Origin of the sequence: Stutzerimonas stutzeri, from assembly GCF_024448985.1 — a bacterium.
In the GTDB taxonomy this organism is placed as follows: Bacteria; Pseudomonadota; Gammaproteobacteria; order Pseudomonadales; family Pseudomonadaceae; genus Stutzerimonas; species Stutzerimonas stutzeri_AP.
Genome location: NZ_JAMOII010000002.1, coordinates 504,037 through 527,802, shown reverse-complemented (window position 1 = coordinate 527,802; position 23,766 = coordinate 504,037). Strand labels below are relative to the sequence as shown.

The following is a 23,766-nucleotide window of genomic DNA, read 5'->3' as shown; positions in this document are numbered from 1 at the left end:
TCACCCCAATCGCATCCGGCGCCGATCGGCAACTGCAGCTGGCGATCGATGAAGACTGGTTCAAACCCTGCGCGGTGGTGCCGGTGTACAACCACGAGCGCAGCCTGCCCGCGGTGGTCCGGGCGCTGCTCGCCGAAGATCTGCCGTGCGTGATCGTCGACGATGCCTCCAGCCCCGCTGCTGCAAAGATCATCGATGAGCTGGCGCAACATTCATTGGTGCATCTGCTGCGGCACAGCCACAACCAGGGCAAGGGCGCGGCGGTGTCCTCCGGGCTTCGCGAGGCCTCCCGCCTGGGCTTCAGCCATGCGCTGCAGGTCGACGCCGACGGCCAGCACGACCTCGGCCGTGTGGCGCTGTTTCTCGACCGCGCCAGCCAGGCGCCGGATGCGTTGATCTGCGGCTATCCGGAGTACGACTCCAGCGTGCCGAAAGGTCGGCTGTACGCGCGCTACCTGACCCACGTCTGGGTGTGGATCAACACGCTGTCGCTGTCGATCCGCGACTCCATGTGTGGTTTTCGCGTCTACCCGCTCGGGCCGACCCTGACGCTGCTCAACGACACAGCACTCGGCAAGCGCATGGATTTTGATACCGAGATTCTGGTGCGCCTGCATTGGCGTGAGCAGCCGATGGTCTGGCTACCAACCCATGTTCACTACCCGGCAGATGGGGTGTCGCACTTCCGCCTGTGGCGCGACAACCTGCTGATTTCCTCGATGCACGCCCGACTGTTCGGCGGCATGCTGTTGCGTGCGCCCGCATTGCTATGGCGTCGGTGGCGCGGATGACCGACAAGGCCGCCGCCGACTCGCACTGGGCCGCGCACCGCGAGCGCGGCAGCTTCGTCTTGATGAAGCTCACCGCTCAGGCCGTGTGCCTGCTCGGCCGCCGCGCCATGGCGCCGCTGCTGTACCTGATCGTGCTGTACTTCTACCTGTTCGGTGGCCGCGCGCGGCAGAGCGCCTGGACCTATCAGCGCAACCTTGCCAACTGGAGCGGCCGCCACGATCTGGCGCCCAGCCGGCGCTCCGTTTATCGCCAGTTCATGGCGTTCGCCGATGCCCTGCTGGACAAGCTAGACGCCTGGGGCGGCCGCCTCGACCTCGACAGTCTTGTGCTGCACGACCAGACGGATCTGGAAGCCGAGCTCGAGGCGCCGCGCGGCCAACTGCTGGTCGGCTCGCATCTAGGCAATCTGGAAATCTGTCGCGCGCTGGCCGAAATGGGCCGCAAGGTGAAGATGAACGTGCTGGTGCACACTCGCCACGCCGAGCGCTTCAACCGATTGCTGGACCAATCCGGCGCGGTCAACCTGCGCCTGATCCAGGTCAGCGAGCTGGACCCGGCCATCATGATGGAGCTGTCGCGCCGGCTGGACGACGGCGAATGGCTGGCGATTGCCGGCGACCGCGTGCCGCTGCATGGCGCGCGTATCGCCAGCGCAGACTTTCTCGGCCAGCCGGCAAATTTTCCGCAGGGTCCGTGGCTACTGGCCGGGCTGCTGCAATGCCCGGTGAATCTGCTGTTCTGCCTGAAACACGGCGAACATTTCCATGTCCATCTGGAGCCCTTCGCCGAACGCATCCACTGGCGCCGCGGCGAACGCGATGCGGTGGTGCAGCAGTGGGTGCAACGCTACGCCGACCGACTGGCGGCGCACTGCTTGGACGCTCCCCTGCAATGGTTCAATTTCTATCCTTTCTGGAACAACCATGAACAACGCTGCAGCTGAGCCGGTGATCTTCGGCGAAAACCACCTGAGCATCGAGGATGTGCTGGCCGTGGCCGAGCGCCGCGCGCCCTCGCAGTTGCAGGGCGACCCTAACTTCCGCCAGCAAATCGCGCGTGGCGCGCAATTTCTCGACACCTTGCTCGACCGCGAAGGCGTGATTTACGGCGTAACCACCGGCTACGGCGATTCCTGCGTGGTGGCGGTGCCGCTGCATCAGGTCGAAGCGCTGCCGCAGCACCTGTTCACCTTCCACGGCTGCGGCCTGGGCAAGCTGCTCGACGCTGAAGCGACCCGCGCCGTGCTCGCCGCGCGCCTGCGCTCGCTGACCCACGGCATGTCCGGCGTACGCATCGAACTGCTCGAACGCATGCAGGCCTTTCTCGAACACGACATTCTGCCGCTGATTCCCGAAGAAGGCTCGGTCGGTGCTAGTGGCGATCTGACGCCGTTGTCCTACGTGGCCGCCAGCCTGGCTGGCGAGCGCGAGGTGATGTACCAAGGCGAGCGTCGCAGCGCCGCCGACGTGCATCGCCAGCTAGGCTGGACGCCGCTGACCTTACGTCCCAAGGAAGCGCTGGCGTTGATGAACGGTACCGCAGTGATGACCGGCCTGGCCTGCCTGGCCTATGCCCGCGCCGATTACCTGCTCAAACTGGCCACGCGCATCACCGCACTCAACGTGGTGGCGCTGGAAGGCAATCCGGAGCATTTCGACGAGCGCCTGTTCGCCGCCAAGCCGCATCCCGGCCAGACTCAGGTCGCCGCCTGGATTCGCCAGGACTTGGCCATCGATGCGCCGACCGCACCGCTGCATCGTTTACAAGACCGTTATTCCATCCGCTGCGCACCCCACGTGCTCGGCGTGCTGGCCGACAGCCTGGGGCTGCTGCGCCAATTCATCGAAACCGAACTGAACAGCGCCAACGACAACCCCATCATCGATGCGGAAAATGAGCGCGTGCTACACGGCGGGCACTTCTATGGCGGACATATCGCCTTCGCCATGGATAGCCTGAAGAACCTGGTGGGCAACGTCGCCGACCTGCTCGACCGCCAACTAGCGCTGCTGGTCGATACCCGCTACAACCACGGCCTGCCGAGCAACCTGTCCGGCGCGTCGGCGTCCACCGCGATGATCAATCATGGCTTCAAGGCGGTGCAGATCGGCGCCAGCGCCTGGACCGCCGAAGCCTTGAAAAACACCATGCCGGCCAGCGTGTTCTCGCGCTCGACCGAATGCCACAACCAGGACAAGGTCAGCATGGGCACCATCGCCGCCCGCGACGCGCTGCGCAGCCTGGAGCTGGCCGAGCAAGTGGCAGCGGCAACACTGATCGCGGCCAACCAGGGCGTCTGGTTGCGTCAGCGCGATGAACAGGCGCGGCCGTTGCCCGCACCGCTGCGCGACATGCATGCCGAGTTGGGCGAGGACTTCCCGCCGCTGATCGAAGACCGCGCGCTGGAAGGCGAGCTGCGCCTGTGTCTGCAACGTATCCGTGATCGACATTGGGGGCTTTATGCGTAAGAGCGGCGTATTGCAGGCGGAAGTCGAAGTCCTGGTGCCCTTCTTCGACGTCGATTCGATGGACGTGGTCTGGCACGGTCACTACATCAAATACTTCGAGGTCGCCCGCTGCGCGCTGCTCGAACGCATCGGCCACAACTACACCCAGATGCGCGATGCCGGCTACGCCTGGCCGGTGATCGACGTGCAGCTGCGATACATGCGCGGTGCGCGCTTCAATCAGCGCATCCTCGTGCGTGCCGACTTGATCGAATGGGAGAACCGTCTGAAGATCAATTACCTGATCAGCGACGCCGAGACCGGCGAACGCATGACCCGTGGCAGCAGCGTTCAGGTGGCGGTGGACATGGCCAGCCGTGAGATGCTGCTGGCCTCGCCGAAGGTCTTTGTCGAAGCCGTAGAGCGGGCCTTATTGTGATGCCAACGATCAACCTGATCGCACGGCGCGCCCTGCTGACGCTAAGCCTGCTGTTCGCGACCGCAGCGCATGCCCAGGTCTTCGATCTCACGCAGCTCAGCCAGCAATTGGGCGGGCCCGAGGTCATTCGCGGCACCTTCACTCAGGAAAAGTACCTGCGCGCGCTACCTCAGCCGATTGTCAGCCTGGGTACCTTCGTATTGGCTCGCGATCACGGTCTGCTCTGGCTCCTGCAGCAGCCGGTGCAGCAGGATTACCGCATCAGTGAAAAAGGCATCGCCCGGCGCGATCCAAGCGGCTGGCAACCGACTGACCAGCAAGGCCCCGCCGCACGGCAGAACGACCTGTTCCTTGCTGTGCTGCAAGGCGACACCGAAGCCCTGCAGGGTGATTTCGAGCTGGAGCTTAGCGGCACCGCGCAGGCGTGGACGCTGACGCTGACACCGCGCTCGAAGCTGCTCGGGCAGATATTCACCGCCATCCTCATCAGCGGCGGCGCCACGGCTGAGCGCATCGACCTCCTCGAAACCCAGGGCGACAGCACCGTGTTGTTATTGAGCGACAACCAGGTCGACGATCAGTTGAGCCCCACCGAACTCCATGACTTCGCCAACTGACAAAGCGCTCAGGCTTCCGACCTGGCTCTCCTCGCTGTTTTTCGTTGCGCTGCTTGGGCTGGTGGGGCTGACGACATGGCAATGGCGCAACGGCTCGCCGATCAGTGCCGATCTGCTGCAGTTGCTGCCCAGCGGTGCGCCCGGCGAGCTTGAGCAACTCGCCGAGCGACGGATGCAGGAGCCGTTGAACCGCGATCTGATGCTGCTGATCCATCATGCGAACGAGGACACAACCCACGCGCTGGGCAATGAAATTACCGACACCCTTCGCGCCAGCGGCTTGTTCACCCAGGTTCGTCGCTCAGTGCAAGCCGACCTGCCTGCGGTGCGTCAGCAACTGCTCGATCAACGTCTGGCGCTACTGGGGCCAGCGAGTCGCGAGGCACTGATCGCCTCGCCGGAAGACTTCATTCAGCAACGCCTTCAGCGTCTGTACAGTCCGTTCGAAAGCACTAGCCTTGTGCCCGTCGAACAGGACTGGTTCGGTTTCGCCGATCTGGCGCAGCGACAGCTGCCGCATCCGGGGAATATCCATCCCCGCCTGGACGGCTTGCTGGTCGCGGAGCATGGCGGGCAGCACTGGGCGGTGATCCATGCTCAAGCCCAGGGTGATGCCTTCGACGACCAACTGCCGGTTCTGGTGGACGACCAGGTACGTGCGGCCCGTAGCCGGGTGGAAGCCAGCCAGGGCGAGCTACTGGCCGCCGGTGGGCTGCTGTACGCCGCCCATGGACAGCGCCAGGCCCGTGAAGAAGCAACGCTGATCGGCAGCATCTCGTTGGTCGCCACGCTCGCCTTGCTGCATCTGCTTTTCCGCACGCCTCGTGTCTTGCTGGTCGCGCTGCCAGTGGCGGTCGGAGCCCTCAGCGGTGCCGCCGCTTGTGTGGCGCTATTCGGTCAGATCCATGTGCTGACTTTGGTACTCGGTGCCAGCCTGGTTGGGGTCAGTATCGACTTCCCGCTGCATTACCTATCCAAAAGCTGGACCTTGCAACCTTGGCATGCATATCGAGCGCTGCGCCTGACGCTTCCAGGCTTGGCGCTGGCCTTGGCAACCAACGTTATCGGCTATCTGGCAATGTCGTTTACGCCGTTTCCAGCGTTGAGCCAGGTGGCGGTGTTTTCCGCGGCGGGGCTGCTCGGCGCCTTCTTCTGTGCCACCTGCCTGTTACCCTCGTTGCTGAACGCGTCGCTACAGCCATGGGCCGCCCCGCTTGGCTGGGCCGAGCGCTGGATGAAGTTGCGCGGCGCCCTGCTCCGCCGCGTTCCAACGCCCTGGTTGCTGGCCGCGTTCATCCTGTTCTGCATCGCCGGGATCAGCCAGGTGTCTTTCAAGGATGACCTGCGCCAGTGGATCAGCCGTGCACCCGCACTGCAGCAGCAGACCGAACGCATCGGCGAGATCACTGGATTCGAGCCGACCAGCCAGTACTTTCTAGTCCGCGCGGCCAACCCCGACGAGCTACTGACGCGTCAGGACGAACTTGCCGCCCGCCTCGACGTTCTTGTCGCCGAAGACAAGCTGCATGGCTACCTGGCGCTGAGCCAGCTGGTCGCGCCCGCCACCGCACAGGAAAGCCTGCATTCCGCGCTGCCACGCTTGCTGGAAGCCAGCCAGCCCTTGCTGGAACTCGGCGTGACCCAGGAAATGCTCGAACAGGAACTTGCCGGACTGCTGACGTTGCCGGTGGCCAGTCTCGATCAGGTGCTGGCGGGGCCGCTCGCCGAACCTTGGCAACCGTTATGGCTGGGTGCCCAAAACGACGGTTCGGTCGCGGGCTTGGTCAGCCTACAAGGGCTTCTTGACAGCGCGGCGCTTCACGGCTTGGGCGAAGGCATCGGCGGGGTGAAACTCATCGACCGACCCGCCGAACTCAACCGCCTGTTCGCCGAGACCCAAGGTCAGGCGGCGCTGCTCAAGCTGCTGGCGGCGGGGCTGATTTTCGTCCTGCTGTGCCTGCCGTTCGGTTGGCGCGGCGCATCGCGCTGCCTGGCCGTACCGCTGCTGGCCGCGATGGGCAGCCTGGCTTGCCTGGGCTGGCTGGGCCAGCCGCTGACCCTGTTCGGCCTGTTCGGGCTGTTGTTGGTCACCGCAATCGGCGTGGACTACGCCATCCTGATGCGCGAACGCATCGGCGGAGCCGCGGTGAGCCTGGTCGGCACCTTGCTGACGGCCGTCACCACCTGGTTGTCATTCGGGCTGCTAGCCTTATCGAGCACACCGGCGGTGAGCAATTTCGGCCTGGCGGTGGGACTCGGGCTGGTATTCGCCTTCTCGCTGGCGCCCTGGGCCGCCGAGCCTGACAGAGAAACCGCATGCTGAGCGGTCGAGCATCGCACACGCTGGCGTTGCCTCCTTGAACTGCGGCGACATCCATCGTGAGCTGCGCATCACCTCGACCCCGCGCTGAACATTTTCCGCGGTTGCCCTACGGCGGCCACCCTTCCAACCGAGTCGATCAAGGATCGGATCTTCATGAATGCAGAACAACGTAGCGTCGTCGTCATTGGTGCAGGACCGTCCGGTGCCATCGCTGCCGCCTTGCTCAAGCGCAAGGGGCACGATGTGCTGATCATCGAGCGCCAGCGTTTTCCGCGTTTCTCCATCGGCGAGAGCCTGCTGTCGCACTGCCTGGATTTCGTCGAGGAAGCCGGGATGCTCGAAGCGGTCCAGGCCGCCGGTTTCCAGACCAAGCATGGTGCAGCGTTCGGTTGGGGCGAGCGCTACAGCGAGTTCGATTTCCGCGACAAATTCACCGAGGGTCACGGCAGCACCTATCAGGTTCTGCGCGCCGACTTCGACAAGTTGCTGGCCGATCAGGCCGGGTTGCAGGGCGTCGAGATCCGCTATGAAGAGGAAATCATCGCGGCGGACTTCGCCAATCCGCGCCCGCGTCTGCAGGTGCGCCGCCTGGATGGCAGCGAATATGCCGTCGAAGCAGCGTTCGTCCTCGACGCCAGCGGTTACGGTCGCGTCCTGCCGCGCCTGCTCGACCTGGAAGCGCCGTCGAACTTTCCGCTGCGTCGCGCCGTGTTCACGCACATCCAGGACAACATCGACGACCCGCAATTCGACCGCGACAAGATCCTCATCACCACCCATCCCGAGCTGCGCGACGTCTGGTACTGGACCATTCCCTTCAGCAACGGTCGCTGCTCGCTCGGCGTTGTCGCCAGCGCCGAGCGCTACGAAGGCCGCCCGCTGGATCTGGATGCCTGCCTCAAGGAGCTCGTGCTCGAGGCGCCCAACCTCAAGCGCATCCTCAAGCATGCCGAGTGGGACACACCGGCGCGCCTGATCGGTGGCTACTCGGCCAACGTCAAGTCGCTGCACGGTCCGGGTTTCGCCCTGCTGGGCAATGCGGCGGAGTTCCTCGATCCGGTGTTTTCCTCCGGTGTCACCATCGCCATGCGCTCGGCAAGCATGGCGGCAGCGGTGCTGCATCGTCAGCTGTCGGGCGAAACGGTGGATTGGGAAGCAGAGTTCGCAGTGCCCCTCAAGCGCGGCGTAAATACCTTCCGCACCTATGTCGAGGGCTGGTACGACGGCAGCTTCCAAGACGTGATCTATTACGAGCACGCTCAACCTGAGATCCGCCGGATGATCAGTTCGATTCTTGCCGGCTATGCCTGGGACGAAAAGAATCCCTACGTCGCCGAGCCCAAACGCCGCCTTCGGGTGTTGGCTGAGCTGTGCGCCGCGCCTGTGACAAGTGTTTGAGTCTGCCTGCATGAATGTGCTGAACCGTCACGCGCGCTGCCTGGTCTGGCTGTCGCTGGCACTGATGCTTGGCGCCTGCGCTCAACGCGCGCCGCTGCCGACTCAGATGCCACGACTCGATTTGCCGCTACAGCTGCACATCGAGCGCCGGAGCCAGGATGACGTGCGTACCTGGCGGTTGGTGATCCAGCAGGAAGGCGCTGCCTTGCGCTGGTCGCTGCTCGATCCGCTGGGCGTTCCCCTGGCGCGCCAGCTGTTGGTCGATGGCCAATGGCGGGCGGATGGTCTGCTACCGCCCAATGCCGAGGCGCGCGAGCTGTTCGCTGCCCTGCTGTTCGCCTTGACGCCCGCCGATCAGCTGGACGACCTGTACTCCGATACGTCTTGGAGCCCGCAGCAGGACGGGCGATCACTGGCAAGCGATACGTTGTCGGCATGGCATGTCCGGTATCGGGAGAACGATCGCTTCGATCTCGACGTAGGGTCGGCGCTGACCTATGGTGTCGCCCCCATTGCGACAGCTACCGGAGCCCGCCAGAAATGACCGCCTACCTGAACGCCCTCGGGGTGATCTGCGCGCTGGGTCGCGGTAAGGCCGAGGTGACCCGACGGCTGCTGACAGGTGACGGTTCAGCCATGCAGCCGCATCCGCAGCCGGTTGTCGGCCGGCGCGTTCCGGTCGGTGCCGTCACCTGCGAGCTGCCTTCTCTCGGCGATTGCCCGCAGCGCCATGCGACACGTAACAACCAGATGCTGCTGGCCGCTGTCGAGGAGATCGAGACCGAGCTGCATGAAGCCATAGCCCGCTTCGGTCCTGCGCGTATCGGCGTGGTCATGGGCACCAGCACCACCGGCATCCAAGAAGCCAGCCAGGGCATCGCCGAGCTGACTCGCGACGGACAACTTCCGGCCAGCTACCACTACGGCCATCAGGAGCTTTGCGCCCCGGCGAGCTTTCTCAGCGAACGGCTGCAGCTAAGCGGTCCGAGTTACGCCATCTCCACCGCCTGCACCTCGAGCGCACGCGCGCTGCTCAGCGCTAAACGCCTGTTGGACGCAGGGATCTGCGATGCGGTGATCTGCGGCGGCGTGGACACCCTCTGCGACCTCACGCTGCAGGGCTTCAGCGCCCTGGAGGCGATCAGCGAGCGCATCTGCAATCCGTTTTCGGCCAACCGCGACGGGATCAATATCGGCGAAGCCGCGGCCGTATTTCTAATGACCCGCGAGCCAGCCCCTATCGCCCTGCTCGGCGGTGGTGCCAGCTCCGATGGCCACCACATCTCCGCCCCCGATCCGCAAGGGCTGAGCGCCATCAAGGCCATGCGCAAGGCGATTGCCAGTGCATCGATCCAGGCGGAGCAGATCGGCTATCTCAATCTGCACGGCACCGCCACCCGGCACAACGACGCGATGGAAAGTCTGGCGGTGGACACGGTATTTCCGGGCGGTGTGGCCTGCTCTTCAAGCAAGCCGCTTACCGGGCACACTCTGGGCGCCGCCGGGGCGTTGGAAGCTGCGCTCTGCTGGCTGGCGCTGTCCGATGGCAATCCCGCACGCCTGCTGCCACCGCATCGCTGGGACAACCAGCAGGATGCCGACTTGCCGCGCCTGAATCTGGTCACCGACGGTACGACCATGGCCGTGGCGGGCCGGCGAACGATGATGAGCAACTCCTTCGCCTTCGGCGGCAACAACATCAGCCTGATACTCGGAGACGCGTCATGATCGACTGGCCAATCGCCGAACTGCTGCCCCACGCCGGCAACATGATTCTGCTCGATGCGGTTGAAGCCTTCGACGCGGAAAGCCTGGAGGCCAGCCTGCAAGTGAAGCCCACCGGTCTGCTCAATCTGCCCGACGGCAATCTGCCGGCCTGGGTCGGCGTGGAAATCATGGCGCAGGCCGTCGCCGCGTTCGCCGGCTGTCAGTCACGCCTGGCCGGGCTGCCGGTCGAGCTGGGTTTCCTGCTCGGCACTCGCAACTATCAATGCAATGTCGAACACTTTCCGGCTGGCGTCACGCTGCGCATCCGTGCGCTGCGCTCACTGCAGGATGACAACGGCATGGGCGTGTTCGAATGCCATCTCGACGGGCCCGATATCCATGCCGAGGCGCGTCTCAACGTGTTTCGCCCGCCCGAGGTGGCGAGCTATCTTCAAGAGCCCACTCCATGAGCAAAACCATTCTCGTCACCGGCTCCAGCCGTGGTATTGGCCGTGCCATCGCCTTGCGTCTGGCCCAGAGCGGCCACGATATCGTCCTGCATTGCCGCGCCCGGCGTGACGAGGCCGAAGCCGTGCAAGCGCAAATCCAGGCAATGGGACGTCAGGCGCGCATCCTGCAGTTCGACGTTGCGGACCGTGCTCAATGCCGCATGCGGCTGGAGGCCGATATCGAGTCATACGGCGCCTACTACGGGGTAGTCTGCAACGCCGGTCTGACCCGCGACGGCGCCTTTCCGGCGCTAAGCGAAGACGATTGGGATCAGGTGTTGCGTACCAATCTGGACGGCTTTTTCAACGTGCTGCAGCCGCTGACGATGCCAATGATCCGTCGGCGCCAGCCGGGCCGAATCGTTTGCATCACGTCCGTATCGGGACTGATCGGCAATCGCGGCCAAGTCAACTACAGTGCCTCCAAAGCCGGGGTGATCGGCGCGGCCAAGGCGCTGGCGGTGGAGCTGGGCAAGCGCCGGATCACCGTCAACTGCGTCGCACCAGGACTGATCGAAACCGACATGCTCGACGAACACCTGCCCATCGAGGAGATGCTCAAGATGGTCCCCGCCCAGCGCATGGGAACGCCCGAGGAGGTCGCCGGAGCCGTGAACTTCCTGATGTCGGATGAGGCAGGCTATATCACCCGTCAGGTCCTAGCCGTGAATGGCGGGCTGTGCTGATGAAACGCGTCGTCGTCACCGGCATGGCCGGCATCACTTCGCTGGGCAGCGACTGGGCGTCCATTGAGGCCAACTTCAATGCCAACCGCAGCGGCATCCGGCGCATGGACGAGTGGGACCGTTTCAGCGAGTTGAATACCCGCTTGGCCGGCCCGGTGGATGATTTCGTCGTGCCCTCGCACTGGACGCGCAAGCAACTGCGCAGCATGGGCCGCGTCTCACGGTTGTCGGTAAAAGCCGCTGAGCAGGCCCTGCAGCAAGCGGGGCTGCTCGACGATCAGAGCATTCGTGACGGGCGCATGGGCGTCGCCTGCGGCTCTTCCACCGGCAGCACCGAAGAAATCAAGGCCTTCGGCAACATGCTGCTCAATTCGGTCGCCGATGGCCTCAACGCCAACTCCTACATCCGCATGATGCCGCACACCACGGCCGCCAATATCAGCATCTTCTTCGGCCTGACCGGCCGGGTGATTCCTACATCCAGCGCTTGTACCAGCGGCAGCCAGGGCATTGGCTACGCCTACGAGGCGATCAAGTACGGGCGCTTGCCGCTGATGCTCGCCGGTGGCGCCGAGGAACTCTGCGCCACCGAGGCCATGGTCTTCGACGCCCTCTATGCCACCAGTTTGAAAAACGATGCGCCCCATACCACGCCACGCCCCTACGACAGCGGCCGTGATGGCCTGGTGATCGGCGAAGGCGCCGGCATGCTGGTGCTCGAAGAGCTCGAACATGCCCTCGCCCGCGGCGCTACCATTTATGCCGAGCTAGTGGGCTTCGGCAGCAATGCCGACGGCCAGCATGCGACGAAACCCGAACAGCTGACCATGCGCCGGGCCATGGAGCTGGCGCTGGAGGATGCGGGTTTGCAAGCCGATGCCATCGGCTACGTCAACGGCCATGGCACTGCCACCGAGCAGGGCGACATCGCCGAAACCCACGCGACTCAGGCGCTATTCGGTTCGCGTATGCCGATCAGTTCGCAGAAGAGTTTTTTCGGGCACACGCTGGGCGCCTGCGGGGCTCTGGAGTCCTGGTTCAGTATCGAAATGATGAACCGCGACCGCTATATCCACACGCTCAATCTTGACGAGATCGATCCGCGCTGTGGCGAGCTGGACTATATCGTCGGCGCGCCGCGGACCATGCAGCACGAGTACGTCATGAACAACAATTTCGCCTTCGGCGGTATCAATACCTCATTGATCTTCCGCCGCTGGGTCTGATCGCCGTTCCCCCTCACACCAAAAAACAATGCAAGGAGAATGCACATGAAAAAAACCTGGATCGGCGCAGCGCTCGTACTCTGCGCTCTGCCCGGCATCAGCCAGGCCCGCGACACCGTCCACTATCTACCCTTCGATGAAGTGGTCGCTGAAGCCACCGCTGCGGGCCGACTGGACGGCAGCGTGAAGTTCTATCTCGCCAAGCGCCCGGCCGGGACGAAGATCGTCCGCAGCGGCGTCACCACCAGCAAGAAGACCAACGCGTTCAACAAGAGCGACGAAGAAGCCTGCCGCTGGGTGTTGCAGTCAGCACTGATCAATCTGCAGAGCGCCGCCAAGGCCGCCGGCGCCAACGCGGTGGTGGACCTCGCCAGCAACTACAAGCACGTCGAGTACAAGGACAGCGAAAAGTACGAATGCCATGCTGGCGCGCTCATCGCTGGCGTCGCCCTCAAGGGTAATCTGGCCCAGGTCAAATAGTGACCGCGCCCATACCAACCGTAATGGGCGCTCCAGCTTTGCAGCGGCGCGGCGGTCTTCCGGCTGTCGCCGCAACCATCCTTCCGTGCGAACGAATAGCTGACCGACAAGTCAACAGAAGCAGAACCTGCCAATCACTTCAGGAGCCGCCTCATGTTCGGTAACTCGTCGCATAAATTCGAAGTCAATTACATCTTTCAGAACGACCCACGCGCTCAAATCATCGAATCGGAAGAGGAGAGCCTCTCCCAGGGCGAGGCGGCCCGGCGTCTGATCGAGCACCACAATGCCGATGCCGAAAATAGCTTGGTCATGCCCGATGCGGATGCTGAAGAAACCGAGTTGCTACGGCAGGCCGAGGTCGTGGGCATTACTGATATCCGCGTAACCCGGCTGGTTCATGAACATGAGCCGGGCACCACGCCAGGACACTATCAGCAGCCTTGACAGGCTTCACTGCTGCAAGGTGCAAGTGGTTCAGCTTGGCTGGCACCGCAATGCCGCCAAGCTTTTCCTGCTTTTACTTGGAGCTCATGACTTGCAGCTCATATCTGCTTAGCCGTGATATTGCGCCGAGAGTTCGTGCACCGACTCGATGAAGGCACCGGCATGGGCCGGATCGACTTCCGGCGTGATGCCGTGGCCCAGGTTGAACACGTGGCCTTCGCCATGGCCGAAGCTGGCCAGGATACGCCCCACTTCGGCGCGGATTGCGTCAGGCTTGGCATACAGCACGCTGGGGTCCATGTTGCCCTGCAGGGCAACCTTGTCACCCACGCGAGCACGCGCGTTGCCGATATCGCATGTCCAATCCAGACCCAGCGCCTCGACGCCCGAGTCAGCCATGGATTCCAACCACAGCCCGCCGCCCTTGGTGAAGAGGATCACCGGGACGCGACGACCGTCATGCTCGCGGATCAAGCCATCGACGATCTTCTGCATATAAGCCAGGGAGAATTCCTGATAGGCCGCGGCAGATAGGCTGCCGCCCCAAGAATCGAAGATCTGCACCGCTTGCGCGCCGGCCAGTATCTGGCCATTGAGGTAGCTAGTCACCGACTGCGCCAGCTTGTCGAGTAGCGCATGCATGGCCTGCGGATTCTCGTAAAGCATAGCCTTTGACTTACGGAAGTCCTTGGAGGAGCCGCCTTCGACCATGTAGGTCGCCAGCGTCCAGGGGCTGCCGGAAAAGCCGATCAGCGGAACGCGACCGTTGAGCTCGCGGCGAATGGTGCGCACTGCGTCCATGACATAGCCCAGATCCTTTTCCGGATCTGGAACCGGTAGCGCCTCGATGTCGGCCAGGCTGCTGACGACTTTCTTGAAGCGTGGGCCCTCGCCGGTTTCGAAGTACAGACCCAGACCCATGGCGTCCGGCACGGTAAGAATGTCTGAAAACAGAATGGCGGCGTCCAGCGGATAGCGATCCAGCGGCTGCAGCGTGACTTCGCAGGCCAGCTCGGGATTCATGCACAGGCTCATGAAGTCCCCCGCCTTGCTGCGACTGGCCCGGTATTCCGGAAGGTAGCGTCCGGCCTGACGCATCATCCACACCGGGGTGACGTCGACAGGTTGCTTGAGCAGGGCGCGGAGGAAGCGATCGTTCTTCAAGGCAGTCATGTCTGGGTTCCAGCAAAAGAGTGGCGGCATTGTCGCAAAGCACAAAACAAAAGGCACGGCGAGCGCCGTGCCTTTTGTCTATGGGCTTGATTCAAGTCAGGCGTGCTTTAAGCGCTAGCTGGAAGCGTGGGCCGAAGCCCAAAGCAGTCTTGCTTCAGGCTTCCAGCTGCGTTTCAGACTTCCAGATAGTCGAGAATCCCTTCAGCCGCCTGACGGCCTTCGAAGATCGCCGTCACCACCAGATCGGAGCCGCGCACCATGTCGCCGCCCGCAAAGATCTTCGGGTTGCTGGTCTGGTGCTTGAACTGGCCGATCTCCGGCGCCACGACACGCCCTTGATTGTCGGTCTGGATGCCCTGACCTTCGAACCAGTCGGCCGGGCTCGGGCGGAAACCGAATGCGATCACTACCGCATCGGCTGGCAGCACTTCCTCGGACCCCGGAATCGGCTCGGGGCTGCGGCGACCGCGAGCATCCGGCGCGCCGAGACGGGTTTCCACCACCTTGACGCCCTCAACCTTGCCTTCGCCGACGATGGCGATGGGCTGGCGGTTGAAGAGGAATTTCACGCCCTCTTCCTTGGCATTCTTCACTTCCTTGCGCGAGCCCGGCATGTTCGCCGCGTCACGCCGATAGGCACAGGTCACACTCTTGGCGCCTTGGCGAATGGAAGTGCGGTTGCAGTCCATGGCCGTGTCGCCACCGCCGAGCACCACGACCTTCTTGCCTTTCATGTCGACGAAGTCTTCTGGGGACTTTTCGAAACCGAGGTTGCGGTTGACGTTGGCAATCAGGAAGTCCAGCGCATCATGCACTCCGGGCAGGTCTTCGCCGGGGAAGCCACCCTTCATGTAAGTGTAGGTACCCATGCCCATGAACACGGCATCGTAGTCGGCCAGCAGCTGTTCGATGCTGATGTCCTTGCCCACTTCGGTGTTCAGCCGGAACTCGATACCCATCCCGCCGAATATCTCGCGGCGACGGCTAAGGACGCTTTTCTCCAGTTTGAATTCGGGAATACCGAAGGTCAGCAGACCACCGATCTCGGGGTTCTTGTCGAAGACCACCGGCGTCACGCCACTGCGAACCAGCACGTCAGCACAACCAAGACCGGCCGGACCGGCGCCAATGATCGCGACCTTCTTGCCGGTCGGCTTGACCTTGGACATGTCGGGACGCCAGCCCATGGCGAACGCGGTGTCGGCGATGTACTTTTCAACTGAGCCAATGGTGACCGCACCAAAACCGTCATTCAGCGTACAGGCGCCTTCGCACAGGCGGTCCTGAGGACAAACGCGGCCGCAGACTTCCGGCAGCGTGTTGGTCTGATGCGCCAGCTCGGCGGCGGCGAGGATGTTGCCCTCGGAGACCAGCTTGAGCCAGTTGGGAATGTAGTTGTGGACCGGGCACTTCCACTCGCAATAGGGATTGCCGCAACCCAGACAGCGATGAGCCTGCTCGCAGGCCTGCTGCGGCTTGAAGGGTTCGTAGATCTCGACGAACTCCTTCTTGCGCTGACGCAGCAGCTTTTTCTTCGGATCCTTACGCCCGACCTCGATGAACTGGAAGTCGTTATTCAGACGTTCAGTCATTTCAAAACCTCTTAACAGCAGCGGCGAGCCTCAAGCTACAAGCCGCAAAGACGATCACGGAGCCGCGCCTCGCACCACTCGTGGTTTGAGGCCTGCGGCTTGGAGCTGCTTTTATTGTGGATTCGCTCGGGTGGTCGAGAGCAACGATGCCAGGTTGGCCGCCTTCGGCTTGACCAGCCAGAAGCGCCGCAGGTAGTCATCGAGATCCTCTAGTAACTTCGCGCCCCATGCGCTGCCGGTTTCGGCAACGTACTCGCGCAGCACCTCTTGCAAATGACTACGGTGCGCCTCCATCGCCTCACCGGTGATGCGCTGCAGGTTCACCAGCTCGTTGTTCACGCGGTCGATGAAGCTGTTGTCCATGTCGAGCACATAGGCGAAACCGCCTGTCATGCCGGAGCCGAAGTTATAGCCGGTCTTGCCAAGAACACAGACGAAGCCGCCAGTCATATATTCGCAACAGTGATCGCCTGTGCCTTCCACCACCGCATGCGCACCGGAGTTACGCACGGCGAAACGCTCACCGGCAGTACCGCTCGCGAACAGCTTGCCGCCGGTTGCGCCATAGAGGCAGGTATTGCCGACGATGGCCGACAGCTGCGACTCGAACACGCTGCTTTTCGGCGGGGTGACCACCAGCTTGCCGCCGGTCATGCCCTTGCCGACATAGTCGTTGGCGTCGCCTTCCAAATACAGGTTCAGACCGCCTGCGTTCCAGACACCAAAGCTCTGGCCCGCCGTACCCTTGAAGCGGAAGGTGATCGGCGCATCCTTCATGCCCTGGTTGCCATGCACTCGAGCAATTTCACCGGACACACGCGCACCGATGGAACGGTCGCAGTTGCAGATGTCCAGCTCGAACTCGCCGCCGCTCTTGGCGTCGATGGCCGCGCGAGCGAGCTTGACCATTTGTTCGGCCAGCAGCCCCTGGTCGAACGGCGGATTCTTCTCCACCTCACAGAACTGCGGCTTATCGGCAGGGATGTGATCGCTGCCGAGTAGCGGCGTCAGGTCCAGATGGTTCTGCTTGGTGGTCTCGCCTGGCAACACTTCGAGCAGGTCGGTACGGCCAATCAGCTCCTGCAGGCTGCGTACACCGAGCCTCGCCAGCCACTCGCGGGTTTCCTCGGCGACGAAGGTGAAGAAATTGACCACCATGTCGACTGTGCCGATGAAATGATCTTTGCGCAGCTGATCGTTCTGCGTGGCGACGCCGGTGGCGCAGTTGTTCAGGTGGCAGATGCGCAGATACTTACAGCCCAGCGCAATCATCGGTGCCGTGCCGAAGCCAAAGCTTTCGGCACCGAGAATGGCGGCTTTGACCACGTCGAGGCCAGTCTTCAGACCACCATCGGTCTGTACCCGGACCTTGCCGCGCAGGTCGTTGCCGCGCAGGGTCTGATGGGTTTCGGCCAGCCCGAGTTCCCATGGCGAGCCGGCATAGCGGATGGAGGTCAGCGGCGAAGCACCGGTGCCACCGTCATATCCGGAAATGGTGATCAGGTCGGCGTAGGCCTTGGCAACGCCAGCGGCAATGGTCCCGACACCCGGCTCCGCGACCAGCTTGACCGAGACCAGCGCGGTCGGGTTGACCTGCTTGAGATCGAAGATCAGCTGAGCCAAATCTTCGATCGAGTAGATGTCATGGTGCGGCGGCGGTGAGATCAGCGTGACGCCCGGCACTGCATAACGCAGCTTGGCGATCAGACCGTTGACCTTGCCGCCGGGCAGCTGGCCGCCTTCGCCGGGCTTGGCACCTTGCGCGACCTTGATCTGCAGCACCTCGGCATTGACCAGATACTCCGGAGTGACACCGAAGCGGCCTGTCGCCACCTGCTTGATCTTCGAGCTGCGCTCGGTGCCGTAGCGCGCCGGATCTTCACCGCCCTCGCCGGAGTTGGAGCGCGCGCCAATGCGGTTCATTGCTGCGGCGATCGCCTCATGCGCTTCGGGAGACAGCGCGCCGAGCGAGATGCCGGCCGAATCGAAGCGCTTGAGAATCTGCTCCAGCGGTTCGACTTCTTCGAGCGCCAGCGGCTGTTCCGAGACCTTGAGCTTGAGCAGGTCACGCAACATGGCCGCGGGACGCTGATCGACCAGCGCGGTGTATTCCTTGAAACGGCTGTAATCACCCTGCTGCACGGCAACCTGCAGTGCCGCAACCACGTCGGGGTTGTAGGCGTGATACTCACCGCCATAAACGAACTTCAACAGACCGCCCTGCTGGATCGGCTTGCGACTGCTCCAGGCTTGCGCCGCAAGCGCTTTCTGTTCGGCTTCCAGATCGACGAAGCGCGCGCCCTTGATACGGCTGGCAACGCCACGGAAGCTGAGATCGACCACTTCGTCCGCCAGCCCCACGGCTTCGAACAGCTGGGCCCCGCGGTACGAGGTAATGGTCGAGATGCCCATCTTCGAGATGATTTTCAGCAGTCCCTTGGAAATGCCCTTGCGGTAGTGCTTGAACACCTCATAAAGGTCGCCCAGCACTTCGCCGGTGCGGATCAGATCGCCCAGTACCTCGTAAGCGAGGAAAGGGTAGACCGCCGTAGCACCGAAGCCGATCAGCACGGCGAATTGATGCGGATCGCGAGCACTCGCGGTCTCGACCAGAATGTTGCAATCGCAGCGCAGTCCGGTCTCGATCAGCCGATGGTGCACAGCCCCCACCGCCAGCGAGGCATGCACTGGCAACTTGCCCGGCGCGATATGGCGATCGCTCAGGATCAGCAGCACCTTACCACCGCGCACCGCCTCTTCGGCCTGATCGGCAATGTTGCGCACCGCCGCTTCGAGCCCGAGCGATTCTTCGTAGTTGAGATCGATCACCTGACGTTCGAAGCCCGGACGGTCGAGCTCCATGATGGTCCGCCATTTGGCCGGCGAGATCACCGGCGTGGTGAGGATCGCACGGTTGGCGTGATCGGCGGTTTCCTCGAAGACGTTGCGCTCTGCACCCAGACAGGTTTCCAGCGACATCACGATGGCTTCGCGCAGCGGATCGATCGGCGGGTTGGTGACCTGCGCGAACTGCTGACGGAAATAGTCGAACGGCGAGCGCACCCGACGCGACAGCACCGCCATCGGCGTGTCATCGCCCATGGAGCCGACCGCCTCCTGGCCCTGCTCGGCCAGCGGGCGCAACACCTGGTCACGCTCCTCGAAGGTAACCTGGAACATCTTCATGTACTGCTTGAGCTGATCGGCATCGTAGAACGCCGACCCGTGATCGTTATCGTCCAGGGTCGACTGGATGCGCAGCGCGTTCTGACGCAGCCACTTTTTATAGGGATGCTGCGACTTCAGGCGATTGTCGATGTCGTCGGTATGCAGCACCTGCCCGGTTTCGGTATCGACGGCCAGAATCTGGCCTGGTCCCACGCGGCCCTTGGCGATGACATCCTCGGGCTTGTAGTCCCACACGCCAACTTCCGAAGCCAGCGTGATGTAGCCATTGGTGGTAGTGACCCAGCGCGCCGGACGTAGACCATTGCGGTCGAGCAGGCAGATCGCATGGCGGCCATCGGTAAGTACAACGCCAGCCGGACCGTCCCATGCCTCCATGTGCATGGAGTTGTATTCATAGAAAGCGCGCAGGTCCGGGTCCATGGTTTCGACATTCTGCCAGGCCGGCGGGATGATCATGCGCAGGCTGCGAAACAGATCCATGCCGCCGGTGACCAGCAGCTCCAGCATGTTATCCATGCTCGACGAGTCGGAGCCGGTGCGGTTGACGACCAGCGGATCGAGATTTTCCAGGTCCGGCAGCAATTCGTTGGCAAATTTCAGGCGACGCGCCTGAGCCCAGTTGCGGTTACCGGTGATGGTGTTGATTTCGCCGTTATGGGCCAGGAAGCGGAACGGCTGAGCGAGCGGCCACTGCGGCATCGTGTTGGTGGAGAAACGCTGATGGAACACGCAAATGGCGGTCGCCAGACGCTCATCGCCGAGGTCGGGATAGAACTGCGCCAAGTCAGCCGGCATCATCAGACCTTTGTAGATGATGTCCTTGTCGGAAAAGCTGCAAACATAGAATTCCCTGTCGGCAGCCAGCGCAACTTCGGCACGTCGGCGCGCGAAGAACAGCTTGATACCAAAGTCGCGCTCGGACATGCCTTCAGCCGAAACGAACACCTGCTCTATACGCGGCAGACGCTCTAACGCCAGGCGGCCCAAAACGCTGGTATCGACCGGAACTTCACGCCAGCCGACCAAGGTCAGCCCTTGCGCGGCGATCTGTTCGTTGAAGCAGGCGCGGGCCGCATCGGCCTTGGCCGCGTCCCGACTAAGAAAGATCATGCCGACGGCATAGAGCGCCGGTAGGTCTGCATCAAAATGCTGTTTGGCCATGGCTCGCAGGAAGCCATCGGGCTTCTGCATCAGCAGGCCGCAGCCATCGCCGGTTTTACCGTCGGCGTTGATGCCACCGCGGTGAGTCATGCAGGTGAGGGATTGAATGGCGGTTTGAAGCAGGTGATGGCTTGCCTCGCCCTGCATGTGGGCGATCAAACCGAAGCCGCAGTTATCCTTGAACTCTTCAGGACGAAAAAGACCTGCTCTCATAGGCACTCCACCAGCTAAATACGTTGTAAATCAACCCCTTATTGACGGCGCACGGAACCACCCCGTCATACACGTGGGCAAAAGGGGGAGCAGTTTACAAAGCCGGCTAGAACGACACAATTTTTTTTTGCAAGCCCCAAAAAGGTGCATTGCGCACCTTTTTGGGGCGAGTTTCAGCGAGCTCGAATCTCTTGCTGCACGCTAGCGAAACTCCGCGCCCACGGCTTACCCGACCTCAACGAGGCAGGCAGAGTCTTAATGGCTTCAAGCGCTGCATTTCGACTGGAAAAAGAGCCATAAGTAACCACGTATAGCGGCTTGCCTTCATGCTGCTTGACGAAATACCGGTAGCTTTCACCGTGCTGTTTAACCAACGCCTCGGCGTTGCCTTTGGTGCGTGTCCCCAGCACCTGTATCAGGTAGTTGGTTTTGGGCTGATTGGCGTACCAGTTCGCCGTAGAGGCAGGCGCATCAGGCTTCGCGACCGCCGGCTGCACCGGCTCCCGAGGCGTCTCGACTGGCGGAGCGGGTTCAACCGCAGGGCGCTGGATCGTGGCGCTATCGGCAGCCGCAGGTACTGGCGCGGTATTGCGTAACGGCTCGCTGACGATTGCGGGCTCTTCCTCAATCAGGACCGGTGAACTGTCCGACTCCAGGCCGCCGGCAGCGGCAAGAGGTTCGCGGACGATTGGCTGATCAGGTACGGACTGAACGACATCGGCCGGGCTTTCACCGCCCGGCTCCTGGGTAGGTGATTTCGGCGAACCCGTTTCCGCAGCGCCCCCTGCATCGAGCGGCAAGCTGGTCGTGGCCGGAGCCACTGATTGCTCGTTGGAGTCACGCATGAACAACGCAATGACGACGACAAGAACGACCGCCGCCAAAGCCAGCAGATGCTTCATGGGCAGCGGCAGACTCCAGCCAGTCGACTTCCGACTCGCTTTGGACTGCTGCATGGCATCGACGAGCTCGTCGCGCGCCACCTGATTTATCGCACCAGGCCAGCCACCGGAATGCTCATGGATTCGCAAAAACTGGTCTTCGCTGAAGCACTTCAGCGTGCCCCCGGCACCTTCCAGGCGCAACGCCAAATATTCACGGGTCTCGTCTTCTTCGTACGGCTGAAGCGCGATCACATGAAAGCGCTCCTCACCTTCGACCAGCGCCTCCAGGCGCGCCACCAAGGCTTGTTCACCAAACAGAAAGACATGCGGCCTGCCTTCGGGGTTACCCTGGGCCAATCGCAACAGTGTCTCAACCGCAGCGCCCGTCAGCCGCTCAGCGTCGTCGACCAGCAGATAGACCTCTTGCCCGGTGAGCGCTAATTGAATGATCTGCGCCATGATCGAATCGAAGTCGGCCCGCTGGCTGCCAAGCGCCTGCGCGATCTGCTGCAGGACGAGATTGGAATCGAGGGTGTCCTGCGGTGAAATGACCACGCTCTGAACCGCCTGCTTGTTGCTGCTCGCAACGAGCGCCTGGCGCACCAGCGTCTTGCCGCTTCCTTCCGGGCCCGTTACCACCAACAGCAACTGACTATAGCGGGCCAGGTGATGCAGCTGCCCCAACACGGGCTTGCGCTGAGCAGGAAAGAACTTGAAGCCTGGCACACGAGCGGCGAAAGGGTCGTGACTGAAGCCGTAATGGTTCAGGTAGGAATCGTCAGCAGACAAACTGGTCATGGACATCTCTTAAATGTTCGACGCTTGGGCAAACGCGTCGTAGTTGACGTTCAATGTGGCTTCCAGCATCTGACGAGGAAAGTCACCCGTTACTACGGCTTCTCCCAAACGCTTGAGCAGCACCAACCTCAACTTCCCGTTCAGAACCTTCTTGTCGACCGCCATGTGTTGTAGAAAATCCGCAGCGCTCATATTGACTGGCGGTATTACAGGCAGGCCGGCGCGCGCCAACAAACGTACGGCCCGGTCACGCTCATTGACGGAAATCCACCCGAGTTGCCGCGACATTTCGAGGGCCATGACCGTACCCGCCGATACGGCTTCACCATGCAACCACACGCCGTAGCCCTGCTGAGTCTCGATGGCATGCCCGAAGGTATGGCCGAGATTGAGCGTGGCGCGAATACCTGACTCCCGCTCGTCCGCACCCACAACCCTGGCCTTCGCCGCACAAGAGCGCCGTATAGCTTCGGTAAGCGCCGCCTGATCAAGTCTTCGAAGCGAGTCGATATTATCTTCGAGCCACCCCAGGAACGGTTCGTCGCAGATCAGGCCATACTTAATCACTTCAGCCAGGCCGGCTGACAACTCGCGCGGCGGAAGGGTCGACAAGGTCGCGGTGTCGATCAGCACCGCCTGCGGCTGGTAGAAGGCGCCGACCATATTCTTGCCGAGCGGGTGATTAATGCCCGTCTTGCCCCCAACGGACGAGTCGACCTGGGACAGCAATGTCGTCGGGACTTGAATGAAATCAACGCCACGCTGGTAGCAGGCGGCTGCAAAACCGGCCATGTCGCCTATGACCCCGCCACCCAACGCGATGACCGTGGTGTTGCGGTCATGCCTGGCCGTCAGCAAAGCATCGAAAATCGACTGCAGAGTTTGCCAGTTTTTGTACGCTTCTCCGTCTGGCAGGACCACGGAAGTGACCGAGTAATCAGCGAGACTGCGCGAAAGCCGGTCAAGATAAAGCGGCGCAACGGTATCGTTGGTGACGATCGCAACTTGCTTGCCACGAATGTGACGGGACAACAGATCACCGCGATCGATGAGCTGCTCGCCAATGAATATCGGATAGCTTCGCTCGCCGAGATCGACATGTAGAGTCTGCATAGGGGCCCCACGGTTAAAGGGAGCTAGGATAGCGCAGATCGACCCTGGCTTTCACGAGGCGCTAGAGCTTGAAGCTGCCCAATGATCTCCACCACAACCAGGCGTGGGGGGCGCTCATCCGTCTGGACCACAACGTCCGCGATTTCACGGTACAGCGGATCCCGCACAGCCATCAGATTGGTGAGAATCTCGCGGGGATTTGGTGTTTGCAACAGCGGACGGTTGCGGTCCCGAGAGGTGCGGTCGAGCTGCTGCTCAACGGAGGTACAGAGGTAAATCACCCGCCCGCCAGCACATAACACCTGACGATTGTCCACTCGGAGCACCGCACCACCGCCAGTTGCCAGCACGACGCCGTCCATCTGGCACAATTCCTTGATAGCAACGTGCTCCCTTTCACGGAAGCCCTGCTCTCCCTCGACATCGAATATCAGCGGGATGCTTGCTCCCGTGCGTTGTTCAATCTCTTTGTCGGAATCCCGAAAAGGCAGGCGAAGCTCCTTGGCGAGCAAGCGCCCGATGGTGCTTTTGCCAGCCCCCATCGGGCCTACAAGGATGATATTGGACATTGA

The 23,766-nt window shown here is 62.3% G+C and carries 20 protein-coding genes; 14 read left to right on the top strand and 6 right to left on the bottom strand.

Annotated elements, in window-relative coordinates; all coding sequences use genetic code 11:
- Positions 1–44: 44 nt before the first annotated feature.
- From NA647_RS05255 to NA647_RS05190, 14 genes are all read left to right on the top strand, one after another.
- Positions 45–791 (top strand): glycosyltransferase family 2 protein, encoded by a 747-nt coding sequence (locus NA647_RS05255; RefSeq protein WP_256056787.1) that lies wholly within the window; start codon positions 45–47, stop codon positions 789–791.
- Positions 788–1,735 (top strand): glycosyl transferase, encoded by a 948-nt coding sequence (locus NA647_RS05250; protein ID WP_256056724.1) that lies wholly within the window; start codon positions 788–790, stop codon positions 1,733–1,735. The genes NA647_RS05255 and NA647_RS05250 overlap by 4 nt, the downstream gene beginning before the upstream one ends.
- Entirely contained in the window at positions 1,716–3,260 is a 1,545-nt protein-coding gene (locus tag NA647_RS05245) for an HAL/PAL/TAL family ammonia-lyase (protein ID WP_256056723.1), read from the top strand. Before NA647_RS05250 ends, NA647_RS05245 begins: the two co-directional genes overlap by 20 nt.
- Positions 3,253–3,678, top strand: coding sequence for an acyl-CoA thioesterase (locus NA647_RS05240; protein ID WP_256056722.1), 426 nt, complete (start codon positions 3,253–3,255; stop codon positions 3,676–3,678). The genes NA647_RS05245 and NA647_RS05240 overlap by 8 nt, the downstream gene beginning before the upstream one ends.
- A complete protein-coding gene (locus tag NA647_RS05235) occupies positions 3,678–4,295 on the top strand; it encodes an outer membrane lipoprotein carrier protein LolA (protein WP_256056721.1) in 618 nt (205 codons plus the stop codon). Before NA647_RS05240 ends, NA647_RS05235 begins: the two co-directional genes overlap by 1 nt.
- Positions 4,279–6,618 (top strand): MMPL family transporter, encoded by a 2,340-nt coding sequence (locus NA647_RS05230; RefSeq protein ID WP_256056720.1) that lies wholly within the window; start codon positions 4,279–4,281, stop codon positions 6,616–6,618. Before NA647_RS05235 ends, NA647_RS05230 begins: the two co-directional genes overlap by 17 nt.
- 153 nt (positions 6,619–6,771) lie before the next feature.
- Positions 6,772–8,016 carry an NAD(P)/FAD-dependent oxidoreductase gene (locus NA647_RS05225; RefSeq protein WP_256056719.1) on the top strand — a complete coding sequence of 415 codons (1,245 nt, stop codon included), beginning with the start codon at positions 6,772–6,774 and terminating at the stop codon, positions 8,014–8,016.
- A 10-nt stretch (positions 8,017–8,026) separates the two neighbouring features.
- Positions 8,027–8,560: a hypothetical protein gene (locus NA647_RS05220; RefSeq protein WP_256056717.1), complete on the top strand. Its 534-nt coding sequence runs from the start codon at positions 8,027–8,029 to the stop codon at positions 8,558–8,560.
- A complete protein-coding gene (locus NA647_RS05215; RefSeq protein ID WP_256056716.1) occupies positions 8,557–9,744 on the top strand; it encodes a beta-ketoacyl-[acyl-carrier-protein] synthase family protein in 1,188 nt (395 codons plus the stop codon). The genes NA647_RS05220 and NA647_RS05215 overlap by 4 nt, the downstream gene beginning before the upstream one ends.
- A complete protein-coding gene (locus NA647_RS05210) occupies positions 9,741–10,193 on the top strand; it encodes a hotdog family protein (RefSeq protein ID WP_256047803.1) in 453 nt (150 codons plus the stop codon). Before NA647_RS05215 ends, NA647_RS05210 begins: the two co-directional genes overlap by 4 nt.
- Positions 10,190–10,918, top strand: coding sequence for a 3-oxoacyl-ACP reductase FabG (gene fabG / locus NA647_RS05205; protein ID WP_256056715.1), 729 nt, complete (start codon positions 10,190–10,192; stop codon positions 10,916–10,918). Before NA647_RS05210 ends, fabG begins: the two co-directional genes overlap by 4 nt.
- Entirely contained in the window at positions 10,918–12,144 is a 1,227-nt protein-coding gene (locus NA647_RS05200; protein WP_256056714.1) for a beta-ketoacyl-ACP synthase, read from the top strand. The genes fabG and NA647_RS05200 overlap by 1 nt, the downstream gene beginning before the upstream one ends.
- 45 nt (positions 12,145–12,189) lie before the next feature.
- Positions 12,190–12,624: an excinuclease gene (locus NA647_RS05195; RefSeq protein ID WP_256056713.1), complete on the top strand. Its 435-nt coding sequence runs from the start codon at positions 12,190–12,192 to the stop codon at positions 12,622–12,624.
- A 153-nt stretch (positions 12,625–12,777) separates the two neighbouring features.
- The gene (locus NA647_RS05190) at positions 12,778–13,071 is read left to right on the top strand and encodes a hypothetical protein (protein ID WP_256047799.1); all 294 of its coding nucleotides are present in this window, start codon (positions 12,778–12,780) and stop codon (positions 13,069–13,071) included.
- 108 nt (positions 13,072–13,179) lie between these two features.
- On the opposite strand, the gene hemE is transcribed toward NA647_RS05190, so the two are convergent.
- From hemE to aroK, 6 genes are all read right to left on the bottom strand, one after another.
- Positions 13,180–14,244 (bottom strand): uroporphyrinogen decarboxylase, encoded by a 1,065-nt coding sequence (hemE, locus tag NA647_RS05185; RefSeq protein WP_256056712.1) that lies wholly within the window; start codon positions 14,242–14,244, stop codon positions 13,180–13,182.
- 173 nt (positions 14,245–14,417) lie between these two features.
- Complete coding sequence (locus NA647_RS05180) at positions 14,418–15,836, bottom strand: FAD-dependent oxidoreductase (RefSeq protein WP_131651794.1); 1,419 nt, start codon at positions 15,834–15,836, stop codon at positions 14,418–14,420.
- A 111-nt stretch (positions 15,837–15,947) separates the two neighbouring features.
- On the bottom strand, positions 15,948–20,399 hold the full coding sequence (gene gltB / locus NA647_RS05175) for a glutamate synthase large subunit (protein WP_256056711.1): 4,452 nt from the start codon (positions 20,397–20,399) through the stop codon (positions 15,948–15,950).
- Between the two features lie 173 nt (positions 20,400–20,572).
- Positions 20,573–22,081, bottom strand: coding sequence for an SPOR domain-containing protein (locus NA647_RS05170; RefSeq protein WP_256056709.1), 1,509 nt, complete (start codon positions 22,079–22,081; stop codon positions 20,573–20,575).
- Between the two features lie 9 nt (positions 22,082–22,090).
- Positions 22,091–23,194, bottom strand: a complete 1,104-nt coding sequence (aroB, locus tag NA647_RS05165; RefSeq protein ID WP_256056708.1) for a 3-dehydroquinate synthase — start codon at positions 23,192–23,194, stop codon at positions 22,091–22,093.
- Positions 23,195–23,217: 23 nt separating this feature from the next.
- Positions 23,218–23,763: a shikimate kinase AroK gene (gene aroK / locus NA647_RS05160; protein WP_256056707.1), complete on the bottom strand. Its 546-nt coding sequence runs from the start codon at positions 23,761–23,763 to the stop codon at positions 23,218–23,220.
- Positions 23,764–23,766 lie beyond the last annotated feature (3 nt).